The 23,172-nt window shown below is 40.7% G+C and carries 15 protein-coding genes; all 15 read right to left on the reverse strand.

Features of this window, described 5'->3' with window-relative positions:
* Positions 1–20 precede the first annotated feature (20 nt).
* The gene (locus tag NA23_RS02515) at positions 21–2,174 is read right to left on the reverse strand and encodes a beta-glucosidase family protein (RefSeq protein WP_033192455.1); all 2,154 of its coding nucleotides are present in this window, start codon (positions 2,172–2,174) and stop codon (positions 21–23) included.
* A gap of 28 nt (positions 2,175–2,202) precedes the next feature.
* Positions 2,203–3,123 (reverse strand): carbohydrate ABC transporter permease, encoded by a 921-nt coding sequence (locus tag NA23_RS02520; RefSeq protein ID WP_033191226.1) that lies wholly within the window; start codon positions 3,121–3,123, stop codon positions 2,203–2,205.
* Positions 3,120–3,971 carry a carbohydrate ABC transporter permease gene (locus NA23_RS02525; RefSeq protein WP_033191225.1) on the reverse strand — a complete coding sequence of 284 codons (852 nt, stop codon included), beginning with the start codon at positions 3,969–3,971 and terminating at the stop codon, positions 3,120–3,122. Before NA23_RS02525 ends, NA23_RS02520 begins: the two co-directional genes overlap by 4 nt.
* Positions 3,968–6,319 (reverse strand): DUF5696 domain-containing protein, encoded by a 2,352-nt coding sequence (locus NA23_RS02530; RefSeq protein WP_236938482.1) that lies wholly within the window; start codon positions 6,317–6,319, stop codon positions 3,968–3,970. Before NA23_RS02530 ends, NA23_RS02525 begins: the two co-directional genes overlap by 4 nt.
* Positions 6,306–8,339, reverse strand: coding sequence for a YIP1 family protein (locus NA23_RS02535; protein WP_236938484.1), 2,034 nt, complete (start codon positions 8,337–8,339; stop codon positions 6,306–6,308). Before NA23_RS02535 ends, NA23_RS02530 begins: the two co-directional genes overlap by 14 nt.
* A 38-nt stretch (positions 8,340–8,377) precedes the next feature.
* Positions 8,378–9,250 carry a carbohydrate ABC transporter permease gene (locus NA23_RS02540; RefSeq protein WP_033191224.1) on the reverse strand — a complete coding sequence of 291 codons (873 nt, stop codon included), beginning with the start codon at positions 9,248–9,250 and terminating at the stop codon, positions 8,378–8,380.
* Between the two features lie 23 nt (positions 9,251–9,273).
* The gene (locus NA23_RS02545; protein ID WP_236938488.1) at positions 9,274–10,125 is read right to left on the reverse strand and encodes a carbohydrate ABC transporter permease; all 852 of its coding nucleotides are present in this window, start codon (positions 10,123–10,125) and stop codon (positions 9,274–9,276) included.
* 278 nt (positions 10,126–10,403) lie between these two features.
* Positions 10,404–13,370, reverse strand: coding sequence for an extracellular solute-binding protein (locus NA23_RS02550; protein WP_033191222.1), 2,967 nt, complete (start codon positions 13,368–13,370; stop codon positions 10,404–10,406).
* A gap of 140 nt (positions 13,371–13,510) precedes the next feature.
* Positions 13,511–14,899 (reverse strand): ABC transporter substrate-binding protein, encoded by a 1,389-nt coding sequence (locus NA23_RS02555; protein ID WP_033191221.1) that lies wholly within the window; start codon positions 14,897–14,899, stop codon positions 13,511–13,513.
* A gap of 314 nt (positions 14,900–15,213) precedes the next feature.
* A complete protein-coding gene (locus NA23_RS02560; protein WP_033191220.1) occupies positions 15,214–16,356 on the reverse strand; it encodes a carbohydrate binding domain-containing protein in 1,143 nt (380 codons plus the stop codon).
* Between the two features lie 365 nt (positions 16,357–16,721).
* Positions 16,722–18,110, reverse strand: a complete 1,389-nt coding sequence (locus NA23_RS02565; RefSeq protein ID WP_033191219.1) for an ABC transporter substrate-binding protein — start codon at positions 18,108–18,110, stop codon at positions 16,722–16,724.
* 43 nt (positions 18,111–18,153) lie between these two features.
* Positions 18,154–19,503 carry a glycoside hydrolase family 30 protein gene (locus NA23_RS02570; protein ID WP_236938492.1) on the reverse strand — a complete coding sequence of 450 codons (1,350 nt, stop codon included), beginning with the start codon at positions 19,501–19,503 and terminating at the stop codon, positions 18,154–18,156.
* Between the two features lie 339 nt (positions 19,504–19,842).
* Positions 19,843–20,682 carry a carbohydrate ABC transporter permease gene (locus NA23_RS02575; RefSeq protein ID WP_033191218.1) on the reverse strand — a complete coding sequence of 280 codons (840 nt, stop codon included), beginning with the start codon at positions 20,680–20,682 and terminating at the stop codon, positions 19,843–19,845.
* A gap of 19 nt (positions 20,683–20,701) precedes the next feature.
* Positions 20,702–21,568, reverse strand: a complete 867-nt coding sequence (locus NA23_RS02580; RefSeq protein ID WP_033191217.1) for a carbohydrate ABC transporter permease — start codon at positions 21,566–21,568, stop codon at positions 20,702–20,704.
* 95 nt (positions 21,569–21,663) lie between these two features.
* The gene (locus NA23_RS02585; protein ID WP_033191216.1) at positions 21,664–22,962 is read right to left on the reverse strand and encodes an ABC transporter substrate-binding protein; all 1,299 of its coding nucleotides are present in this window, start codon (positions 22,960–22,962) and stop codon (positions 21,664–21,666) included.
* Between the last annotated feature and the right edge of the window lie 210 nt (positions 22,963–23,172).

A 23,172-nucleotide genomic window follows, 5' to 3' on the forward strand; every position in this document is an offset into this window, starting at 1 on the left:
TTTTAAGAATTCAGAAACATTTAGTCCAGAATGTAGGTTTGCTTTAATCTGATATCTCTTGATGAAGCACCTATTCTGATTTCATATTCACCTTTCTCAATTACCCAGCACCGACCATCGAAGCTTGCAAGACTTGAGACCGGAATTCTGATTTCTATCTTTTGCTTTTCACCTGGCCCAAGCAACTTCGTCTTGTCAAAACCTTTGAGCTCTTGGTATGGTTTGTCTATCTTCCCTCTCGGCGCTCTCACGTACACCTGTGCAACTTCTTTCCCAGCAACCTCACCAGTGTTGATCACCTCAAACCTCACAACGATATCTCCACCGTCTCTGTATATTTTCAAGTTCGAATATTCAAATGTCGTGTACGATAACCCAAATCCAAACTCAAAAGCTGGTTCTACTCTGAATGTATCGTAATACCTGTAGCCCACGTAGATATCTTCATCGTAGACGACAACTTCAGGGTTGTCTTTCGGTTCTCCTGGGAACGATCTTGACGGAACGTCTTCGTATCGTTTCGGGAACGTTGTTGGTAGCTTGCCGGAAGGATTAACCTTCCCACTTATCACATCTGCAAAGATTCTTCCTGCTTCTTGACCTGGCTGCCATATCAATAAAATCGCATCACACAAATCTTTCCAACTTTCAATCTCTATAGGTGCGCCTACGTTAAGTACAACAACCAGTTTCTTTCCTTGCTCTCTAAATGCCTTTGAAAGCTTCGATAACATGTGAATCTCATCGTCTGCCAAGTAGAAATCGCCTTTTACAAGTTTCCTATCTACTCCTTCTCCGGAGATTCTGGTTATAACAAAAACACCTATGTCATTTACCGTTGCGTATCTTTTGATTTCCTCTTCAGCTAACAGGTCCTGAGGTAGTCGTGGAATTATGTTGTCTCCCCATTCGTTCTTCGTAATCTTATAGTCAGAAGCTCTTAGTTCGGATATCTTCTGTTTGTAAACTTCCGATAGTTCTTCATCGATTTTGATACCTTTTTCGATCAATCCGTCAAGAAGATTGACCACATATCTTGGGTGCGTATCTCCACTACCAGTTCCTCCTTTTATCGTCTCTATCTGACCTGTGCCAAAAATTGCAACTCTTGTTTCTGGTTTTATGGGTAACGCCCCGTTGTTTTTCAGTAGCACAACACCTTCACAACCTGCTTCGTACGCTATTTTTGCATGCTCTTCTAAGTTCGGCTTGTTGGAGTATTTGTATCCTTTGAATGCCGGTGTATTAACAAGCACTTTCAATATCGTCCTCACTCTTTCATTTAACATCTCTTCCGTTATTTCTCCTCGTTCGTACGCTCCCTTTATCTCCTCTATCTCCGGCCTTCTGTTCTTGAATATCTGATATGTGTTCCCCGGCATCAATAAATCGTTCCATGATTTTATCTGTTCTGCCGCATTATCACCAGCAAACCAGTCCGTCATCACAAATCCTTCAAATCCCCATTCATCACGAAGCACGTCTTTCAATAACCACTTGTTTTGCGATGTATACTTACCATTCAGCTTGTTGTACGAGCTCATCACAGTCCAAGGTTTTGCTTTCTTGATGGCTATCTCGAACGGTTTTAGATAAATCTCACGCAAAGCTCGTTCTGAAACTATCGTATCAACACTCATACGATTGGTTTCCTGTTCGTTGGCAACAAAATGTTTCAAACAAGCACCAACGCCTTGGGATTGAACACCTTCGACGAAGCTCGCAGCCATTTCACCTGTTAGTAATGGATCCTCAGAGTAGTATTCGAAGTTCCTGCCACACAGTGGATTTCTGTGGATGTTTATGGCAGGTGCAAGCAATATATCGACACCGTATTCTCTTACTTCTTCTCCCATTGCCTCTCCGACTTTTCTGAGGATTTGTCTGTTCCAAGTGGAAGCAAGCATGGTCTCTATCGGAAATGCTGTAGCATGGTATTTATTCTCATCGTTTTCACGTTCTGGATCGATTCTAAGTCCTGCAGGGCCATCGGCAAGTACTGCTTTTGGAATGCCAAGCCTTTTTATCTCACGAGTTTCGCCTGCTTCACCTTTGACCTTTGGTGCAGGGTTGTTTGGCAACCAGAGAATACCAGCGCCCACGACAAAGTTGATCTTCTCTTCAACAGTCATTTCAGAAATCAGCTTTTCGATATCGAATTCCACTTTAGCCATCTCCCTTCTTAGCATTTGTTGATATATATTATTCACCAGTGATACCTGTTCTCTCCAAACTTTCCACGAACTGTCTTTGCAAGAACAGATAAGTTATCAAGAGTGGTAGAATCGTAATCATAGTTGCTGCCATTCTTATGCCTTCGTTAATTCTGTTTGCTGCACTACCGTCAGCTGTCGGGAACATGACAGCATATCTAGCAACGAAATCTCTGAGTTCCAATGGAAGGGTCTTAATTTTGTTGCCAAGCAAAAGGCCTGATAGTAGTGTTTCGTTCCAGTACCACACCAAAGAGAAGATAAATGTTGTCACAATTGCTGGCAAAGAAAGGGGAATCATGATTTTGTAAAAAACTTGAAAAGTGTTAGCACCATCTATTTCCGCCGCTTCGTCAAAAGCCTTGGGTAGCATGTTGAAGAAATTTAGATAGAGTAGTATGAATATCGCACTTCTAATGCCTTGGCCAAAAATTGCAGGTAAGAATGTTGCGTAAATTGTATCGGTTAGTCTCAACGTGCTGAACAGAACATATTTGGTGACGAGAGTAACCTGTGTTGGAATCAAAAATGTTGCGAGCATTAAAACTATCCAAAATCTCTTTAGTGGAAATTCGAAACGTGAAAGTCCGTACGCGATAAGTGCAGTTATTAAACTTTGCGCAAGCGCAGGTATGACAGATGTATAAACGCTGTTCCACAACGATTTTGGCATCTCCAGAACTTTCCAAGCTCGTATGAAATTATCCAACGTGAGCTTACTCGGTACCCAGACAACCGTTGGATTCACTAAGTCCTCGACGCTCATGAAAGATGAGGTTATCATGTAAAGCAGAGGATAAAGGTAAGCATATCCGATACCTATCAAGACAACGTAGATAATTGTCTTTGTAGCGGGTTCTTTGAATGTCTTGTAATACGAAATGCGAAATCTTCGTTCTTTGTTCTTCATATTCTGTTTTTCCTCCTTTCACGGAAGAGTAGATACGCGATACCGAGTATCACCATGATTGCGGTGAAGTATATCCAAGATAAAGCAGCTGAGTAGGAATACGGTTTATCTATGTCGAACATGTGTTGTGTGATACTTGTGTTCACAGGGTTATTTGCAAAAGATGCTAGATCAACGATAGTGTAAATGGTGTTTACCAAGACAAATGGCTTGATGAGTGGCAATGTGATTTTCCAGAACATGATCCAGTCATTTGCACCGTCGATTTGTGCCGCTTCGTATATGCTACTACTTATCTTCTGCAAACCTGCGAGGAAGAAGATGATTTGTACACCAGAGAACCAGAGAATCAAAACCAGGTTGTTGAACATATACAGAAACGGATAACTTATCGTGTTTGGTATCATCTGGAAGAACCGATAAATGAAGTATCTTCTCGGGTCAACGATACTTGCAGCGTTATTTGCAACCAATTCAGCCACAACGGGTCCACTTACGATAACAACCGGTAAGAAGTAGAGCAGCCTGAAGAACGTTCTTGCTGTGAGTTTTCTGTTGAGTAGTATTGCAACTATCAGCGAGAAGATAATTATCAAGGGCGTGGATAATACAATGTTGAGTAACGTGTTCCAAAAGTTCAGAGGAAATGCAGGATCTGTTCGGAAAGCGTAAATGTAATACTTCCAACCTACAAATGTGGCTTCGATTCCGTGAACTGTAAAATTCACGTTGAAAAAGCTCAGGTACAGTGAGTAAAAGAACGGGAATGCTGTGAAGACACCAAAGCCTATTATCCATGGAAGTACGTACATGTAACCTGATAATGCTTTTCTTGTAGTTCTTTTCATTTGGAACCAACTCCATTTGCAGAATTTATAGACTTCACAACCTTGGGTGACTCAGCAGGAACGGTTACTGAACCATCTTTGTAGATTTCCTTTGTGTAGTTAACGTATATTTCATATCCATTGTCGTAAACAACTTTCACAACACCTGGTTTCAACACGATGCGGTCAACTATCTTTGAACCTTTCACATATTTGAGAACACTATTTATGGTTTTGTAAATCTCGGCTATCTTCTCTTTCCAATCTTCGTAGCGAGTCGAAGGATAGTCCCACAGTGGTGTGTCTTTCAATGATGCGTTATCGAGCCATGTTATCAAGAACGAAGGATATGCACCATAATCTATCGATTTCAGGACGTCCATTTTTGAAAAGAATCCGTTATTCATATACGGAGTAAAGTAGTTTATTCGGCCGCTCAAGACTATCTGGAGGAACGGAACGGTATCCGTTTCAAAAAGGTATTGACTTGAATTCATTGGTGCGGAGCCTATTGTATCTGCGTACTTCCAAGTGTAATCGTTTGGCTCGAATAGAATCAGGTTATCTGTTATTGAAGAAATATCGCTTAGAGTTTTTTCAACCAATTTCTTGGCTTTGAAACGATGTATCTCAGCGTTCATCTTCAAGTTCCCGTAGAGTTTATTCGCGTACTCCCTGACCGCGAAGTTCTTAAATCCAAGTTTTAAAAGCTTTGAGACGCGCATTGAAAGGTATTCAGATGCAAGATCAATTCTGACATAGTAACTTTTGTAAAGCCAGAGGTCTTTGTTATCCCTCTCTTCGGTGATTATCGATTGCGACAGGTTCAGTCCAACTTCTTTTCTCAAATTCAGTTGTTTTTCAGTTACCTTTGTCACGTTGTCAACGAAATATAGTTCTACACTCTTCCCATTTGATTTGTTCATCGTGTTGAACTCGACGACGTACTTCAAAAGGTCAAGAAAATCACCGGTCTTCTTCTCCAATCCAAATTTCCCGACCTTGTTTCCGTGCAGTCCTCCATCTTGCCAACCTTCTATCAAAAGAACGATTCTGTTGATTCCTTTGCTTGTCAATTCCTTGAGAATCTGTTTGATTTGCTCAACGGACGAAATTGCTATAACGCGTTGTCCTATCAACATCTTTTCTATGTCTGAAACAATCACGCTCAAATACAGTGGCACATCTGATTTCGATGTAGCGTTGGTTTGGTTTTCGTACTTGTGTACCTTACCGAAGAGCTGGTCTGCAAACTTATCCCTGTAATACTTCGCCATTCCTACGTAGTTTGCCAACTTACCTGTGAGGAAAGAAATTTCAAGTGCCGCATCGAAAATGTTTCTGTACTTTTGAGCGACCTGTATACCAGCTCCACTTCTTGTTGTCGGTTGAAGGTATTTCTGCCTGTATATGAATTTTGCTGAAGTCCAGTTGTAGTTGCTGAGAAGGCCGCTCGGATATGAAATTATCGCACTGTATTCTTGTCCAGAGGTGATTATTCCCAAAAACGCGTTTTGGTCTACTCCATGAACAATTCCAAATACCGGTATTAGGGCAGTGGGCTCTTCCCTTAAAAAGTCGTTTGGTCTGTTTGCTCTCAAGTCGTTAACGGTAACCAGATTTTCTATGGCATAATCTTTTCCGTATACTCTCTTTTCAAACCAGTTCAAATAGTGTGCCGGTTTCGAAAACCTTATAAGTGCACCAGGTCCATCTGGCACAAAAGCGTACCCGTTTATTTCATCGGATATTGTACTTCCCAGAAAAGGAGCGAATACAACAGATGCCATTGTGAATTTGCTTCCTTCTTTTATAGTATTTTGCGGCAGTTCGAATTTTATCGTATCGTCTTTAACGGTTATCCGAACATCGAATCTAATCTCGAGTGGTTCAAAGAACAGTGAATAGATGATACCGTTTTGGATTTTTTTCCAAGATTTCTTAACTTCCTCATCAGCAGAGCCAACGACGTTCGATATGCCACGTTCATCGAAATATTCCAGTAGTACAAGAGACCTAGCTATGGATTGGTAAGTAGCGTTCATTTCTTTGTATGCATCGGTTTCTTCTGAGACATCCCCCCATATGTATCCTGATCTTTTATCTACAACTCGTAACGATGTGGTCTCCAGATTGAACCAAAGTTCTAGGTCGGAACTCTCAGCTATTTTGGTATATCCATCCAGTGTGAAAGGTGATTTAACAAAAGCTATTGTTTCAGGCCTTGTAAATCTGTTTGACAGATAATCATTTCCAATCGTCTGGATGCTTTGAGCGAATGCAGAACTGAAAGATAAAACAAACGTGGTGATAGCAAAAAATAATGACAAAATTGCGGTGGTTTTTAAGTTGGACTTATTTTCTTGCACGGTAGAGCACCTCCTGAACAATTGCGTAAATGGTTTGCGCGAGCTGGTCCCAAAGCATGTAGACTATGGAATAAACAAGTATTATCACGAATATCCAAACCAAAGTGAGCAATATGCTCTTTATCGTATCCAGAACACCGTAGTCATGAATTTCTTTAACACCCGTGAAAAGTAGAACCGCCGACCAGGTTATCAGAATCATTGATACAAAGGATACAATGAACGCTTCATTATAAGTGAGAATGTAAGTAAGCAGTATAACAAACGGTTGGAAGAGGATGTAAGGTGCAAAGCTATACGCCGTAAATATATAAATATCTCTTAAAGTTCCACGACCGTCGTTAATGGAACTCACCAAATAATTTGCGAAAACCCACAACATTGTTGGAGCAGCACTTGCAAGCAGAACAAATCCAACAGAACGGTCGTGAACGTTTAAGTTGAAGATAAAACTTCTACCGAAGTAGTCAAATTGTATCACTAGGAAGAAAATTACATAGATAATGGTAGCTGACAGCACTGAACCATGTTTTCTTCTTTGAATGTAGTAGAATGTATCGAGTGGATGTCTTAATATATTTTTGATGTAGATAATGTCGTTCAACAACTTCGAACTAATTTTTAGTCTCTTCTTTATCAGACCACGTTTGGATAACTCATCGAGTGCTACAAGAAGTGCTATAAAGAGTATGAAACCAAGCAATATAATTCCTGCGTTCTTTTGCAAGAACTCGTTTCTAATCTCCCAGTATGCATCAGAATAGTCTCTTTTCGCGTAGGCCTTTTTGAATTCATCTGCCGCGGCTCTGTAATTTCCTTCCTGGAAGTACGCTTTCCCAAGACCGTAATGCGCAATTTTCGAGTACCCGTCGTAAATCATTAATTCTTTCCAAAGCCCTTTACTTTCCAGATACTTCCCTTGAGAGTAGAGTTCAAGCGCTTTGTGTAAAGTCTGAATGTACTGAGTAGGGTTAAACACATGGACAAGACCTCGTTCCCTATCGAGGACGTAAACTTTTCCATCAGCATCAACAGTGATAGCGGATGCAACGGTGAATAAACCATTTCTTTCCGTTGCGATCGCACGTCCACCGAACGAAACCAGCAGATTACCTTCTGAGTCGTATTCGTATATAAGGCCAGTTTCTGTTAACGCAAACATCCTTCCGTTGTTATCCACAGCGATATCTATGAAGTTCGGCTCGTCTATCATTCTCCTTTCCTTGGATGCAGGAAGTATATTTAGACCTATTGTATTGTGCTTTTTTATGGCATTTCCACGTTCCTTTTGAGTTACTGTGTAAATAAGACCTTTGGAATCTATCGTAATGTTAGTATAGGGTTTTGGAATTCTATTGAGGAACTTTTCTTTCTGCTCCTTTGTGTAGAATATATCGATGAACTTGTCCAAGAACGTTATTCCGACGGTATTTGCTCCAAAATATCCGAGGAACTCACCATTCTGGTCGAGTTGAATAATGCCTTCAAACGTACCTTCGCTAACTATGTAAAAATTACCTCGTTTATCGACAACAAGCTTCTTCGGTTTAAAGTTCGCGGTTTCACCGAATAGCGGATTCGTAGGTCTGCCTATCCTTTTAACTTCATTCCCAGATTTGTCAAATATAACAATCTCTGAAGTGCCAGGATCAGCCACGTAAATGTAATCATCATCGACAAATACTCCCGTCGGCTGGAACAAGGACATATCACCAACATAAGTAGCCTCGCGGGTTATCATATCGAAAACGACAATTCTTGCATTACCCGAATCGGCAATGTACATTTTGTTCTCCCAGATGAAGATATCATCTGGATAATACAAGTCTAAGTCCTTGAAAAGGACTTCACTAACCACGTACGCATCCTGCGTTATTTTCCATTCGTTCTTTCCAGATATCGTGTACGTAAGAAACGGACTGTTCACGGCTAGTAAACCGTTGCTTAAGATCAGCAGCACGTGTAAAACTATGATAAGTCTCATCAAAGATTCCATTTTGAATTTAATTTCCCTTTCCACGATATTCACACCACCCAACAAAAGGCTTTGGAGAACCATCATTTTAGACCACTGTAAGCCATCGTATTCATAACTCTGGACTGCATAATTATGAACAGCACCAAGTTTGGAACGAACATGATAAGCCCGGCTGCGGCCGCTATCCCTTGACCTGCGACTGTATTACCAGTTGTCTGAGTAAGGTTGGAAACGTAAAACGCAAATGTCTTTAAGTTTTCGTTATTTATGTAGTAAGTCGATGCTTCTGCGCTGTTCCAAGCAACCTGGAATGCCAAAATTCCCACAGTCGATATGGCTGGTTTCAAAAGTGGCATTATGATATTGAATATAATCTGAAAATCGTTTGCACCATCAACAAGGGCAGCATCTAATAGCGCATCAGGTATCTGGTCGATGAACTGCTTCACAAGAAATACACCTATCGGCATGGCTAGTAACGAAAGTACATTAATGAAGAATGTGTCGATGAGTCCAAGTTGTTGAACTATCAGGTATCTTGGGATAATTACTGCGATTGGGACGAACATAAGTGCGAGGTTATTTACGGTAAACAACAGATTCTTTGTCTTAAATTGTTTCTTAGAAAGCGCGTATCCTGCGAAAACGGATATTATTATGGTGAATAATACTGTCAAGAATGCAGTCAATATGCTGTTCATCAAATATCTTGAAACCGGGATTGCAGAAGCTCTCGTTATTTGGAATAATTCATAGAAATTACCCAAAGTAGGTCTTCTAACAAGGAATCTCGGAGGATAGAGGAACAACTCATCAACAGGCTTAAAAGCCTGCGAGAAGATGAATATAATGGGTAACATCATGAATATCGCAATTGGTGTCAGGATAAAGTAGAACTTGAGTTGACTTTTGTGAAAGTATCTTGGATTCGTTTTCGTTGTAAACTTGGCCATAGATTTTCACCCCCAATTCCAATCTAGTACCGTTCGCCAAACAAACGCCACGCAATTCTTGAAAAGAACCAAATTATCAAGAGTAGAACAACGGAAAGTGCAGCCGCGTACCCCATTTCGTATCTTAAGAATCCATAGTCCTCTATATGGTTGACTATCAATTGACCAGCGTACTGTGGTGTAGGATTCGAACCGGACAATGCCACACCGATGCCAGCCGATGTGAACGTGTTTACTATTGACATAACAGCACCAAAAAGCATTTGGGGTTTCATTGCGGGTATTGTCACGTAGATGATTTCTTGCAAGCGATTCTTTATACCATCGATATACGCAGCTTCGTAAAGTTGCTCGTCAACGTTTAAGATACCGGCAAGCATAGCCAAAAATCCTACCCCCATACTGCTCCAAAGGGAAACGAGAATCATAATATCCATCAAATGCTGTGGCGACTGCAACCACTGTACGGGTTTATCGATAATTCCGAGCTTGAGCAAGAGGGCATTCAGATAACCCTGTTGGTCTCCGTTAAAAAGCACTCGCCAAATTACCGACATTGTTACACCCGCGGTGAGGGATGGAGAGTAGATTATCAAAGCGAATATAGTTCTAGGAACTCTTGTAAGCTGGGCAACGAGCCAAGCTAACACAAATGAAAGGACATACCCACCAACACCAACAATTAATGCGTATTTAATTGTATTCGGGAGAACTTTTTGCATGAAGAGTGTGTCTCGTGTTAAGAGTGTGATATAGTTCTGTATTCCTATCCATTTAGGCCTCTCGATGGCGTTGAAGTAGGTAAAAGACAGGTATATAGCTACCACAACAGGTAGTGCGATGAATATGATGAATAGAACCAGGTATGGTGACAACAAAAGCCAGTGTCCTCGGTCTTTTTTAGAGCTTATTTTCATAGAAACTTGGCTGCGGACACACGTGGCTTCGCCACGAACAAGCAGCCTCTACCCTCCTTTTAACATTAGTGTCTTACTTCTCTCAATAAGCCTTAGCTTCGTATACTTTACACTGTCGCTTATCTTTTCTCCGCTAAGACTACTAATCGAAAAGTATCCTCTACTCATTACGTAGCCTGGTAACCTTTCGGTCCTGGCTGAGGGTAGTCAACCAGGGCTTTCTCAATCCCGCCACTTCAGTGGTGGGTGGTTGACTCACCCTCACCCCGATTTATTACCGTCTCTATGAACTCTTCCATACTGTCGTACATCCTATAATCTTTGATCTTCTTGCCGTTTATTATGTAACCGAATTCTGTGAGCTTCCTTTCTAATTCTCTGTTTATCAATATTACGGACCTATCGATAGATGTACGTAGTGGTTTACCCTCGATAACAACACTATTCCAAATGTTGCTTACTTCCCTTTCTACCATGTAACCGCCAGGGTGTCTCTGTACTTCTCGAATCCACTTCCATTGTTCAAGGATGACCTTTTTGTGTTTTTCATCGATGAAATCGAGCTCTTTGAATGCCTCTATATTAGCAGTATTCCAAAGATACGTTGGACCGTACCTGTTGACCATCATCCTCGCGAATTTTACTTGTGTATCTTTGGACATCCACCACTTTATAAATTCCCAAGCCTTTTCCTTCTTATTGGAGTTCGCAAATATAACTATAGCTCTGTCTCCAGCTACTTGATATCTCAAAATTTCTCCGTTTTCGGTCCGAACACCTGGAGAGGGTGCGATATCCCAAAGTCCGTAAATTTCATCCGCTGCATTCAAAAGCGTTACGTAAAGGCCAAAATCACCAACGCCAATCGGAATCCGCCCGTATCTGAAAGAGTTGTAGAAACTTGCTACCTGCTCTGGGATTCCATAAATAGCGAAAAGGTCGGTCATTAATTCGAAAGCTTTTACCGAATTTTCCTCGTTTATAGCAGTTTTCATACCATCCTTTGTGTAAAGTCTTGCTTTGTTCTGGAAGAAGAAAGGTCCGGTGGTGTTGAAGTATTTTGTTGTCTGTTCACACATGGGGATTGAGAAATTCATCCCACGCCTTTGAAGTTCTGGGAGAATCTTTTTTACATCGTCCCATGTATCCGGTATCGGTATACTGAGTTTCTCGATAATGTCTTTTCTGTAGAAGAGAACATAAAAGTTCTGGGTTTCGGTTATACCGTAAACTTTGTCGTCAACAACCATCGGTAACAGAGTTTCCACGTTTATATTCTTTTCAGCGAACGTGAAGAAGTCGGGGAAGTATGAAAGCGGGAATAGAGCATTTCTTATTGCAAGTTCAAACGGTATCCAGTTGCTGATACTCATTGCAACGTCAGGTACTGTGTTTGCAGCACTTGCTAAGACAAGCTTTTGCTCGTTCGGCATTATGGAGAATATAACCTTAATGCCTGTCTTTCTCGTAAAATCACTGTCTGTGAGATACTGCAATGTCTCAACGTATTGGACTGGTCTGTTAACCCAAACTCTCAAGCTTGCCTCATCGACCTTTTCATATATGGAATAAGCTTCGTTCTTGTTGAAAAGAGAAAGCCATAATTTTTGTAGTTCTTCATAGGCCGTAATCAAGAATGTTGATTTCGGGTAGGCAAATCTATCGAGACTTCCTTGAAAAACATAAATCTTGTCTATGCCCATCGGTTGTTCTTTTAGTCTCATGGAAAGTTCTGAAAGCCTTTGGGCAATGGAGGAAGCTCCTTCGCTAAGAACGTCGATGTAGAACGGCAATTTTTCAGGCTTTCGTAGGATGTTGTCTATTATCCCAGCGCAGACAAGCATATCTGCAATCGATGGAAGTCCCTGTTTGCCGACGATACCGACCAGTTTTTCATGTTCCGCTTTTAGGCTTTGAGATATGTGCGTTAGATCCGGTACTGCGTTTGGCATATATTTCTCAATGTTCCATGTCCTGTTTGGGTCTAAATTATTCCCAACAAGCTTTCTCAATTCCAAACCTATTTCTTGTAACTTCTTTACACTATTTTGTAGAAACTTGATCGTATCTTCGTACATTCCGGTGGTAACTTCCATCGAGAGAATGTGGAACCCTTTGTCGAGATAAACTTCCAGTGGTTCATTTTGCTCATTTTTCAGTACATAATCTTTCCAAGTATAGCCCGTGTAGGGAAATGGATATTCCACGAACTCTTTGAATGGAACTTTGCCGTCTAAGTAAATCCTTCTAAAGATTGGAATACCTCTGTTCGTTGCTTGCTTGTATCTGAACGCGATCTTGTAATAACCCGGAGTCTCAACGTAGAAACTCCAAAAAATCTCTTGCCCGGACTGTTTGAAAGTAGTTTCATCTATAACGTTTATCTTTCTTCTCAGAATTTCATAAGGCGTTACTAAAGCGGTTTGTTCATTGGTTAACGATATTAGCGAGTCTGACTTAAATGAAATCCCTTCAGCTTCTATCACGATAATATCTTCACCGCTTTTACCTTCGTGCCTTTTTACACTTCTATACTCAGCGTACGGTTGACTAACAAACAGAGAGGATCCAGCCACCAAATAAATGCCTTCGATAACTATCGGTGAACGTGTGTTCTTTACAGAAATTAGATTCTCCCCTGCGTTAAGTTTAAGAAGCAGTGGATAGTGTGATATCCTACTTGCGTCTTTGACAAAGGTTAGGTACGTTCCTTCAAAGGGTTTTTGCTCTGGTGTTATTTCATTACCGTATCTATCGTAAACTTTTTCATTGAAGTCATAATAAGTAAAGTTATCCAGAATTCCAAGGTAGGTCTTTTTCTCTACTTCGAACTCCAAAGTTCCACTACTTGTTGTGAAGTTATCATACCTGTATTTAATAACTACCGCATACTCACCATCGTTAGGAACAGAAAAAAGAATTGTCGTCGTTTCATCGTTTCCAAGGACCAGTGGATTTTCAAGATCTAACTTAAACACAGCATTGTTCGTTGTATCAGAAAACCTCAGTTCAGAAAGTTTTTTGTACGCATCAAAACTAGAGATAGTAGATATACCTTGCGATTTGCTTGTGGACTTTTCCACAAGCTGTGCAATTGCGGTAATAAATCTTGTATATACACTTCTACCAGAGAAATAAAGGACTAGCATAACAGCAATTACTGTTAAAGCTATTATCCCAGACCAAATCAGAATTTTCTTCACGTATAATCAACCCCTCATCTGCTTTTTATCTTCCCTTATGATTTTTCACATAAACCCGTCGGCTGGCAGCTATATGAGATTCACCAGAGCGTTTCAGCCGACGGGATGAATCAACAAGATAAAATCGTATTCAGTGTGAATTACTTACCTTCTATCTGTTTTCTTAGTTGTGGGAATTTCTTCTCTGCGTCTATTAACTTCTTTTCGAAAATTGCCCAGTTCTCTTTGATTACTTTATTTGCCTTTTCTTGAGTTTCTGCAGCGACTGCTTCAGGTGTTACCTCTCCGCGCCTAATCTTTTCATTAACGGGGAATATAACATCCCATATTGCTTCGAACCATCCAGGAACGATTTTCCACATATCGACTCGGACACTTTTATCAAGGTTTTTCAGCATCCATTTAATTCCATTCGGTATTTTTAGTGTGTCAAAATACTTCACCACGTCTGGATGCATTGTTGCCGGGATAAACCAATCAACTAGTCTTCCTTTTTCGATACCTTCCGACTCGTAAAGTTTCAGCCTTGCAACGACACCCCTTGGATCGTAAGATAGGAATTTAGCGAAGAGGAACGCTTCTTTTGGATACTTCGTTGTTGCGCTTACAAAGGTGTAATTAATATGTACCGGAAGTCGTATACCAATCTTCGGGTCGAACGGAAGAGGATAATAATCAAAGTTCCAAGGTACTGTATGTAGCCAGCTCCAATCGTAGGTTGCTTCAAATCCCATCAACACTTTTGATTCCCTGAAAGCATCAGCATCTTTTCCGAACTTCTTCTGGTAATCATCGAGCTGACCCTGATTCCTTAGTTCCTGATTTATAAGGTCATCTGATACCAAGCCAGGAATTGATTTGAGTTCTTTTTGCAACTTAATGGCCGGTATCCATCCACCGTTGACAAGGTCAAACTCCCATTTTACCGGGTCGAAACTCCAGAACGTCGTATGCTTGCTAAGAACTGCTGCCATGAATGTGTCAAATTCCCACAACTGATTTATACCAGAATATTCTTTCGTTGTAGCTCTCCGAGCGTATTGTCTGAATAAATCAACTGTCCATTCTTCGTATTTTGGTACCTGCAGATTCAACTTTTTGAGTAGGTCAAGGTTGAGTACTATACATTCAAAATGAAGTCTTTCAGGAAGTGCGTAGGTCTTTCCGCGGTACTTAAACGCTTCCTGTGCACTTGTTGGAACATATTTGTAATCTGGGTCGTTTTTCAAAAATTCGTCCAGTGGATAGACCCAACCTTGTGAGACTGGGTAAGAGAGTGGCTCCCAAGACTCCGCAACAACATCGGGAAGGGCTTGTTTTGCAGAAACACGCGCCGTTAAGAAACTGTTCACTTCCGGCTGGTTTACAACCAGCTTGACTTCGATATCAGGATAGTACTTGTTAAACTCTTTAACTAACTTCTGGTACCTATCTACGTTCCAGCTCCAGACAGAAACTGTGATCGTTGCCTTCGCAAAGAGGGAAATACTTAAGAGCGTCAAGAATAAAATCATAAATACTTTACGCATACGAACACCTCCGAAAATATTCTGCGCTTGCTGACTCTATTAGGAGTTTTATGTTTTGTTTCAACAACCAACATTGTGTTTATAATATTTCAGTAAAGTAAGCTTAATTTTCGCTATAGAACCGCTTCTTACTTCTGTGCCGAAGATCAAGTTAAGGTAGTAAAAGTCTACTAAGGAGAGTGTAAAGTTATCTCTGTCATTATCCTTTTGAATTTAAACATGGCGCAATTAATTATTCGTAGAATCTCTGGGTAACCATGCGCAGATACATGGATTACCCAGAGGGCTGGTTGTTCTCTAGCGGTTTTCAGATTTCATTTCTTAGGGCTTATTGTAATGTCATCGAAGTAAACTGTGGTTGGTACATCCTTTCCAAGTTCAAAACTAAGCGTTACGACAGGATCGCCATCTTTAGGATGAGCGTGTTCGAATGTGAATGTCTTCCACTCTGTTGTGAGTTCAACTTCTTGTGCAAAGTATACACCGTATGGTGCGCCGGTTTGAACTAGCTTAACCCAAATCTTTCTTGGAGTGTCTGCTTTTGCCTTAAATGAGATAACGTAGCTATTCCCTCTTCTCAGCTTTACCCACTGGTTGAACTGGATGTGCCATGTCTCATGTCCAGGATTTTCTACCTTTATAAATCCGATACCATCTACAACGCCGTACTTTTCCACTTTTGCGGGGCTTATATTGTAAGTTGACGCCTGCCAAATCCACCATTCAAACGGCATACTGGCTTGATCATTGATGATTCTGTAAGCAAAATCCCCATCGTTTACAAGATTGTCAGGTTCCTCTTCATCTTCGAATTCATATTCTACGGTTTCAGGTTCTTCTTCTTTGAATTCTTCTGGGACTTCCGATTCATCCACTGGTCTGAGAATGACATCGGCTATGTAAACCGTAGTTACTTCGCCTTTTCCAAGTTCAAAACAGAAATTGACGGTCTCGTCCGCTTTATCTGGGTGCTTATAATAGAACGTGTATGTCTTCCATTCCTTTGTGAGTTCGACTGTTTGAGCAAAGTAATTCACCCAAGGATCGTGGTTCATCAAAATCTTGACGTTGATCGTTCTTGGTTGGTCAGCTTTAGCTTTGAAGGAAATCATGTAGTACTGTTTTTGTTTGAGCTTTACCCACTGATTGAATTGGATGTGCCATGTATCAGACCCGGAAGCTGCGATTTTGATAAAGGCATACCCATCCTTTACACCGTATGCTGCAACACTTCCATCGCTGACGCCATATTTTGCTGCTTCCCACAACCACCATTCAAAAGGAGCGTTTACTTGGTCATTTCTGATATTCGAACAGAAATTCCAATTGTTGAGTAAGCTCGTTGCTGTACCACTTAATTGAAATTGACTGGTACCATCTGCCACCACTTCCCTGTTGTAAGCGAAGAGCAATAGAATAAGAAAAATGCTAATCAGAACCTTTGTCAGTTTGCGCATACAAATACCCCCCTTGATGTAATATTTTCGTTCAATGTTAAGAACGCCAAACGAGTTTCTGAAAAACGTGTGCCCACCAAAAATACTTCCTTCATATCCACGCGCCTCCTCTTTGTTAAGTTCTTCTGTTTCACTTGCCGCTTCGTTTGTGTTAGAAAAACAAAATTTGCATTTATTAATTAAATTAGTGAAACAATTTGAAAGTGTTCCAGCTCCTGTTACATTATACTTTTGAAACTTGTTCCACTCAAATCATCATATATACATAAAAGGTCCTACTTTTGTAGTACTACAGTCAGAAAGCGATTTAATAAAAAAGACCCGTGAAAAATCACGGGTCTTTTTATAATTTTTCGATATGATACTTATTTTCCCTCAACCTGTTTCCTTATTTCTGGAAATTTCTTCTCAACCTCTGCCAACTTTTTGGAAAATTCTGCCCAGGCTTCTTTTATAATCTTATTGGCCTTTTCTTGCGTTTCTGCCGCAACAACTTCAGGTTGTACTTCTCCTTTTCTGACTTTTTCGCTGATGGGGAATATGACATCCCAAGTTGCTTGATCCCAACCGGGTACCGTCTTCCACATGTCCACTCGTACCGCTTTATCAAGTTTCTTCAATAGCCACTTCACACCGTCTGGTATTTTCAATGTATCAAAATACTTAATCACGTCTGGGTGCATCGTGGCAGGGATGAACCAATCAATGTTCCAACCGTTTTCAACACCGTTTGCGTTGTCGATTCTCAATCTGGCCACAACGCCTCTTGGGTCGTATGTTAAGAACTTCAAGAACAAGAACGCTTCCTTCGGATATTTCGTCGTTGATGTCATAAATGCGTAGTTAACGTGAACAGGGAATCTCAAGCCGATTTTTGGATCGAGCGGAAGTGGATAAAAATCGAAATTCCAAGGCAGGGTCCTGATCCAGCTCCAATCCCACGTACCGTGCAATCCCATTAATACCTTCGATTCTCTAAACGCATCAGCATCTTTACCGAACTTCTTCTGGTAATCGTCCATCTGTCCTTTGTTTCTAAGTTCGTCGTTTTTCAAGTCATCTGATACGAGACCTGGTATTGATTTTAATTCTTTTTGCAATTTAATTGCTGGTAGCCATCCGCCATTTACAAGGTCAAATTCCCATTTTGATGGGTTGAAACTCCAGAACGTCGTATTTTTGTTGAGTACTGCCGCCATCACGTTGTCAAAGTCCCATAAATGGTTTATACCAGAATATTCACGGGTTGTAGACCTTCTCAAGTATGTCTTAAACATATCAACCGACCATTCGTATGGTGGTTTTGTTAGGTTCAGTTTTTTAAGTAAATCTAAATTGAGGTAGATGCCTTGGAAGTGAAGTCTTTCTGGAAGTGCATATGTTTTGTTGTTGTACATGAATGCTTCTTTCAATGCTTTCGGAACATACTTGATGTCGGGGTCGTTTTTCAGGAATTCGTCGACTGGATAAATCCATCCCTGTGAAACAGGATACGGTAGGGCTTCCCATGACTGAACAATAACATCAGGAAGAGGTTTCTTGGCAGATACCTGCGCTGTCAAAAAGCCGTTTACATCTGGCTCGTTCACAACGAACTGAACCTCAATATCTGGGTAAAGTTTTGTGAACTCTGCTGCAATTTTCTTGTATTTTTCTAAATCCCAACTCCAAACTGCCGCCGTAATCGTGACTTTAGCAAAAATCGAAACGCTCACAACTAAGAGTATCATCAGAACCAAAAAACTTTTTCTCATCCTTCATCCCTCCCTTTGAAGTATGGTGGTTACAAGGATATTCTTATTCCTTCCAAACAAAAGTGGCTGATGCGTAGCCTGGAAGAACATACGAAAAGAGTTCTGTATCGTCTTTGATAACCTGAATCTTTTTAGCAGTATTCGTTCTATTCGAAATGATGAGAACCTTTGAACCATCTGGGTTCAAGAACGCGACGGATTCCAGTTTGTCCATGTACGTGTAAGAATCTATTCTGTATGCTCCGGGTCGAACAAACTTACTGATGTGTCCAAGCGTGTAGTAATCTACGTTGTACTTAACTTCTCCCGTTTGTTGATTGATTTCGATTAGGCCTCTGCACGTGCTGTTCGATAATATTGTTGGACCTCTTTTCTCATCCAGCGCAATGTTCCACCATACGACGGTCTTTGCCCAATTTCTTGGAATTCTTATCACGTGCATCATTTGGTCCATATACGCGTTGAAAAACGCAGGAACCCAGTCTCCTCCAGAACCTTCTGTGAACCAGATCTCTTTGTCCTGGAACATTTCCTTTATCTTACTCATTGCCTCATGCTTTCCACCGTAGAAATGCCAAGCAGAACCTGCGACGTATTTTGAAGCTTTCTCGTTGGAAAGTACGTACGCAGCGTACGTTGTGTTATCCCAGTTATGGTCATAGCAAAGAATCTTTGTCCTAATCCCCGCACTTTCGAAAGCAGGACCTAAGTATTCACCAATGAAATCTGCTTGCTCAACCCAATCCATTTTCATTCCTGGGTATTCTTTTGGAACATACAGTGGTTCATTTTGAACTGTAATAGCATAAATCGGTATACCTTCAGCTTCGTAAGCTTTTATAAATTTCACAAAATACTGAGCGTAAACTCCGTAATAAGACCTCCTGAGAGAGCCGCCTATCATACTGCCCGTGGTCTTCATCCACCCCGGAGCACTCCACGGGGAAGCCATAATCTTTATTTCAGGATTTATTTGGATGGCTTCTTTTAATAGTGGGATAATGTATTGTTTGTCGTGCTCAATCGAGAAATACTTCAATTCGGTATCTTCAGTAACTCCCGCAGGAAGATCGTCGTAACTGTAAATCTTTGTTGTGTAGTCCGTTGCGCCCATCGGCTGTCGCAAAAACGAAATACCTATACCTTTCTCCCTATCAAAAAGCTTTTCCATAACCTCCCTTCGCTTCTCTGGGGTAAGTTTGTTGTACACAAGATAAGCAGAAGCATCAGTGAAAGAAGCACCAAAACCATCCATCTGCTGATATTTTTTCCTTTCGTCGACAACGATCTTAAACTGCTCTTGGTAACTTGAAGCTAAACTAATTGAAGGATCGACTTCTTTCAAAAGATGCTTCTGGTCAGACGTTGTAAGCCATACTTTCAACTCACTCACTTTTATCTCACCTTCCTTCCTTTCAGAGTATAAAACTGGTGTGGAGCTAGAGGAAATAAAAAGAACTATCATCAAAACGCCCATCAGAAATAGGGAATAGATTCGGAAATTACTGTGCGGCGAGAAATTTAGACGTTTTAACACTTTTTCACCTCACTTTGGGTTAGAAATTATCAACGAAGGATGTTGTGATAAGATTATATTCATGTAACATGTTACATAAAAAAACAAAAAAGTCGCTATTACTTATTGAAGCGGCTAATTTAGTTCGCTCGAATTTTGGAATCCGTTATGTCGTCAATAATGACGCTCTCTTAACACGGGGATTGTTTCTACCATTTAGCCTTTTAATCCCGTTCCAACGAGTGATTTCACAAACAGATCCTGAAGAAGGAAGAAGAGTAACAAGGTTGGGAAAAGAGCGATCATGGTAGCGGCCATAATGACGCCCCAATTATTTGATGATTCTGCGTTCATTATCATGTTTATTGCAACTTGAACGGTTTTCATATCATCTCTCATGGCAACTATCATGGGCCAGAGATACATATTCCATGCGTAAGTGAAGTTTATAATTGCTGCACCACCGATAACGGGGCGAGAAAGTGGAAGGACGATTTTAACAAGGTATTGTATAGGAGTCGCACCATCGATCTTAGCGGCGTCTTCAAAATCCCTCGGGATTGTCTTAAAATGCTGCTGAAAAAGGAAAACATTTGTTGCGCTAGCTATGAATGGCAGTATCATTGCTTGGTATGTATTTACCCAGCCGAGTTTACTAATGATTTGGAAAAGAGGAATTATCAACAAGATTTCAGCAGGCATATATAGAGTTGCAAAAATGATACCGAAGGTCAGTGAACTACCTTTAAATTTGAAATTTGCATAAGCATATCCCGCTAAAATACCCGTAATCAATTTGCCGAGTGTTATGAAAAATGCTACAACAAAGCTGTTCCACATCATCCTCAAGAAAGGAACTATTTTGAATGCCTGGGCATAGTTCTGAAGATGAAAGCCTCTCGGAAGCACCTTCGGAGGATATGCAAATATGAATTCCGGAGACTGAATACTCATTGTAAAAGCAAGGAAAATAGGAGCAAACATGAAAATAGCAAATAACACAAGTGCAATTTCTATAAGTATTGTGTTCAAAATTTTTCTTGTCTTCTTCTTCACTGTTCTCACCGCCCATTTTTTATTGATAGTGGACCGATTTTCTTCCTAGTCGGAAATATATAACCGTCACAACTACCATTATTAGGAAAAGTATTACACTTTCTGCAGATGCTATGCTGGTCCTTGAGAATCTGAACCCGTCCATGTATATTTTGTAAATCATATTAGTTGTAAAATCACCCGGTCCGCCTCTTGTCATGACATCGATAATCGCAAACGACTGGAACATAGCACTTATGATGCTCATAATTACCAAATAGTAAGTAATTGGAGACAAGAGCGGAAAGATTAACTTCCATGTCCTTGTCCACGCATTGGCTCCGTCCAATTTGGTGGCCTCGACAAGTTCATCGGGAATGCTCTGTAAACCGGCAATGTAAAATATTATGTTGAACGGTAACGTCTTCCAAATTGCGGCGGTTATAACCGCATAAGCTGCGTATGGTGCAGTTATGAGCCAGTTGGTTTGAATTCCGAATAAGCGAGTCATGAGATAATTGACATGCCCAACTACAGGGTTCAGGAGAAAACTCCAAAGCGCACCAGCAACCGCTGTGGAAACAGCGTACGGCGCGAATATCAACGTTCGAAAAACTCGCACACCAGGTACTTTTTGGTTTAGTAGAAGGGCTATAAAGAAGGCTAAAAAAATGGAAACAACAACAGTTACGATTGTAAATGTGATAGTAAACGAAAACGATTTTAGAAATCTATCGTCTGAGAACAACTCGATGTAATTTTGAAACCATACGAATTTTTTCCTGTTCCCAAACACAGAAACTTTGAAAAAACTTAGATAAAAAGAATTTAGTGCTGGCAAGTATATGAAAACAGATACTATAAAAAGTGTTGGAAGTATGAACAAATATGGCAGTATTTTTCGCATAGCGGTTCCACCCCTTATTATTGGAACAGATCTAACTGCACCTAAAAGTGTAAAAAATAGGCTGGCTGAACGCCAGCCTACAGAAAAGCCTTTCCCTAGAAGTACTGTTTAATAGCTTTGTTTGCTTCTTTTTCTGCTTCCTCAAGCGCTTGCTTTGGAGTGAGTTGCCCATTGAGCATCTTTTCTACGGCATTTTCTATGGCATTTCTTATTTCAGGAAACACACCGGTAACTGCTCCCATTGTTGCGTACGATGGTATCGTGTCAAGTAGTTGTTTAATTGCTATATAATGCAGAGGATTCTGTTTGTAGTATCCTTCCTTTTCAAGTTTTTCAATAGCATCTAACCTTACTGGGAAGTACCCCGTTCCCTTGTGCCAGGCTATTTGAGGATCAACATCCACAAGGTACTTTATCAATTTCCAAGCAGCTTCAACTTCGGCAGGGTTTTTCTGTTTGATTAACCAGAGGCTACCTCCACCGATGATAACGCCCGCCCTTTGAACTCCATCGGGAATTGGTATGTACGCAGCTCCTATTTCAAATCCTTGCTTTTGTGCTTCTGAAGTGAGTAGTGCAACATCGGATGTCGAAGTGATAATCATACCAACAGTTTGCGATATGAAAAGCTGTCTTGCGGCAGTCCAATCCCCTTTCTTCGTGTTTATCATGAGCCCTTCTTTTGTTAGCGTGTTCCAAAACTCCAAGATTTTCAAACCAGCTTCGTTGTTGAACAAAACTTTCGTTGGTTCGCCAGTCCTACCGTTGTTGTTATCAACCAAAAGCTTATTCTGTTCTGCCATCCACTGCTCGAAGAACCAAGCATAAAGTGGCCAGGTTATCCCTGTCCTCACTATATTTCCTTTTTCATCTTTCTTTAGCAGTTTTCTGGAATATGCAATAACTTCGCTAAAGGTTTTTGGAGGCTTGTTGGGGTCAAGTCCTGCTTGCTTGAACATGGTTTTGTTGTAGAAAAGCAGAGGTGTAGAACTATTCCAGGGCATTGAGTACAGTTTTCCACCGATACTGTAGTATTTCAGCACTTGCGGAACAAGCTTGTTTTTGTCAAACGTACGGTCTTTCTTTATCATGTCTTCAACGGGGACTATAACGCCACTATCGATCATCTTTTTCGTACTAATTTCGTTAAGCTGGACAACGTGTGGTGGAGTCCCTGCTTGCAAAGCAGCGATAGTTTTGGCAAGGATTTCCTCATAACTACCAACGTATTGGACTTCCACCTTGATATCTGGATTTGCTTTCATGAAGTCGTTAACCATTCCTTGAATGAGCTCGATTCTCCATCCGCCCATTGCATGCCAGAACTGGATCTTTACTTCCGAAAAACCAAAAACAACTAAAAGAGCCAGCAAAACCACCAAAAACCGCTTCATACTGCCACCTCCCTTTTTGGATGAGGAAAAAAGAGCCCAAGGTAAGTTAAACACAGAACCTAAGTTAGAGTCATAGTTGTTGCTTTAAATTTACTCGTGGTGTGTTAAGCATATATTAACCATTGATACTGGAATTATACTCTTGTTTAAGTTAAAACCTATAATAAAAAAACGCGAGCTTTCTTTAGATCCTCCGTACAATTGAAAGCT

Source organism: Fervidobacterium islandicum, from assembly GCF_000767275.3.
Taxonomy (GTDB): domain Bacteria; phylum Thermotogota; class Thermotogae; order Thermotogales; family Fervidobacteriaceae; genus Fervidobacterium; species Fervidobacterium islandicum.

Bases quoted from the DNA above. Each gene is read 5' to 3' on its own strand.
- NA23_RS02565 (WP_033191219.1), bottom strand. From the start codon at position 18,110: ATGAGAAAAAGTTTTTTGGTTCTGATGATACTCTTAGTTGTGAGCGTT.
- NA23_RS02585 (WP_033191216.1), bottom strand. From the start codon at position 22,962: ATGAAGCGGTTTTTGGTGGTTTTGCTGGCTCTTTTAGTTGTTTTTGGT.
- NA23_RS02520 (WP_033191226.1), bottom strand. From the start codon at position 3,123: ATGAAGAACAAAGAACGAAGATTTCGCATTTCGTATTACAAGACATTC.
- NA23_RS02560 (WP_033191220.1), bottom strand. From the start codon at position 16,356: ATGCGCAAACTGACAAAGGTTCTGATTAGCATTTTTCTTATTCTATTG.
- NA23_RS02515 (WP_033192455.1), bottom strand. From the start codon at position 2,174: ATGGCTAAAGTGGAATTCGATATCGAAAAGCTGATTTCTGAAATGACT.
- NA23_RS02525 (WP_033191225.1), bottom strand. From the start codon at position 3,971: ATGAAAAGAACTACAAGAAAAGCATTATCAGGTTACATGTACGTACTT.
- NA23_RS02555 (WP_033191221.1), bottom strand. From the start codon at position 14,899: ATGCGTAAAGTATTTATGATTTTATTCTTGACGCTCTTAAGTATTTCC.
- NA23_RS02580 (WP_033191217.1), bottom strand. From the start codon at position 21,568: ATGCGAAAAATACTGCCATATTTGTTCATACTTCCAACACTTTTTATA.
- NA23_RS02540 (WP_033191224.1), bottom strand. From the start codon at position 9,250: ATGGCCAAGTTTACAACGAAAACGAATCCAAGATACTTTCACAAAAGT.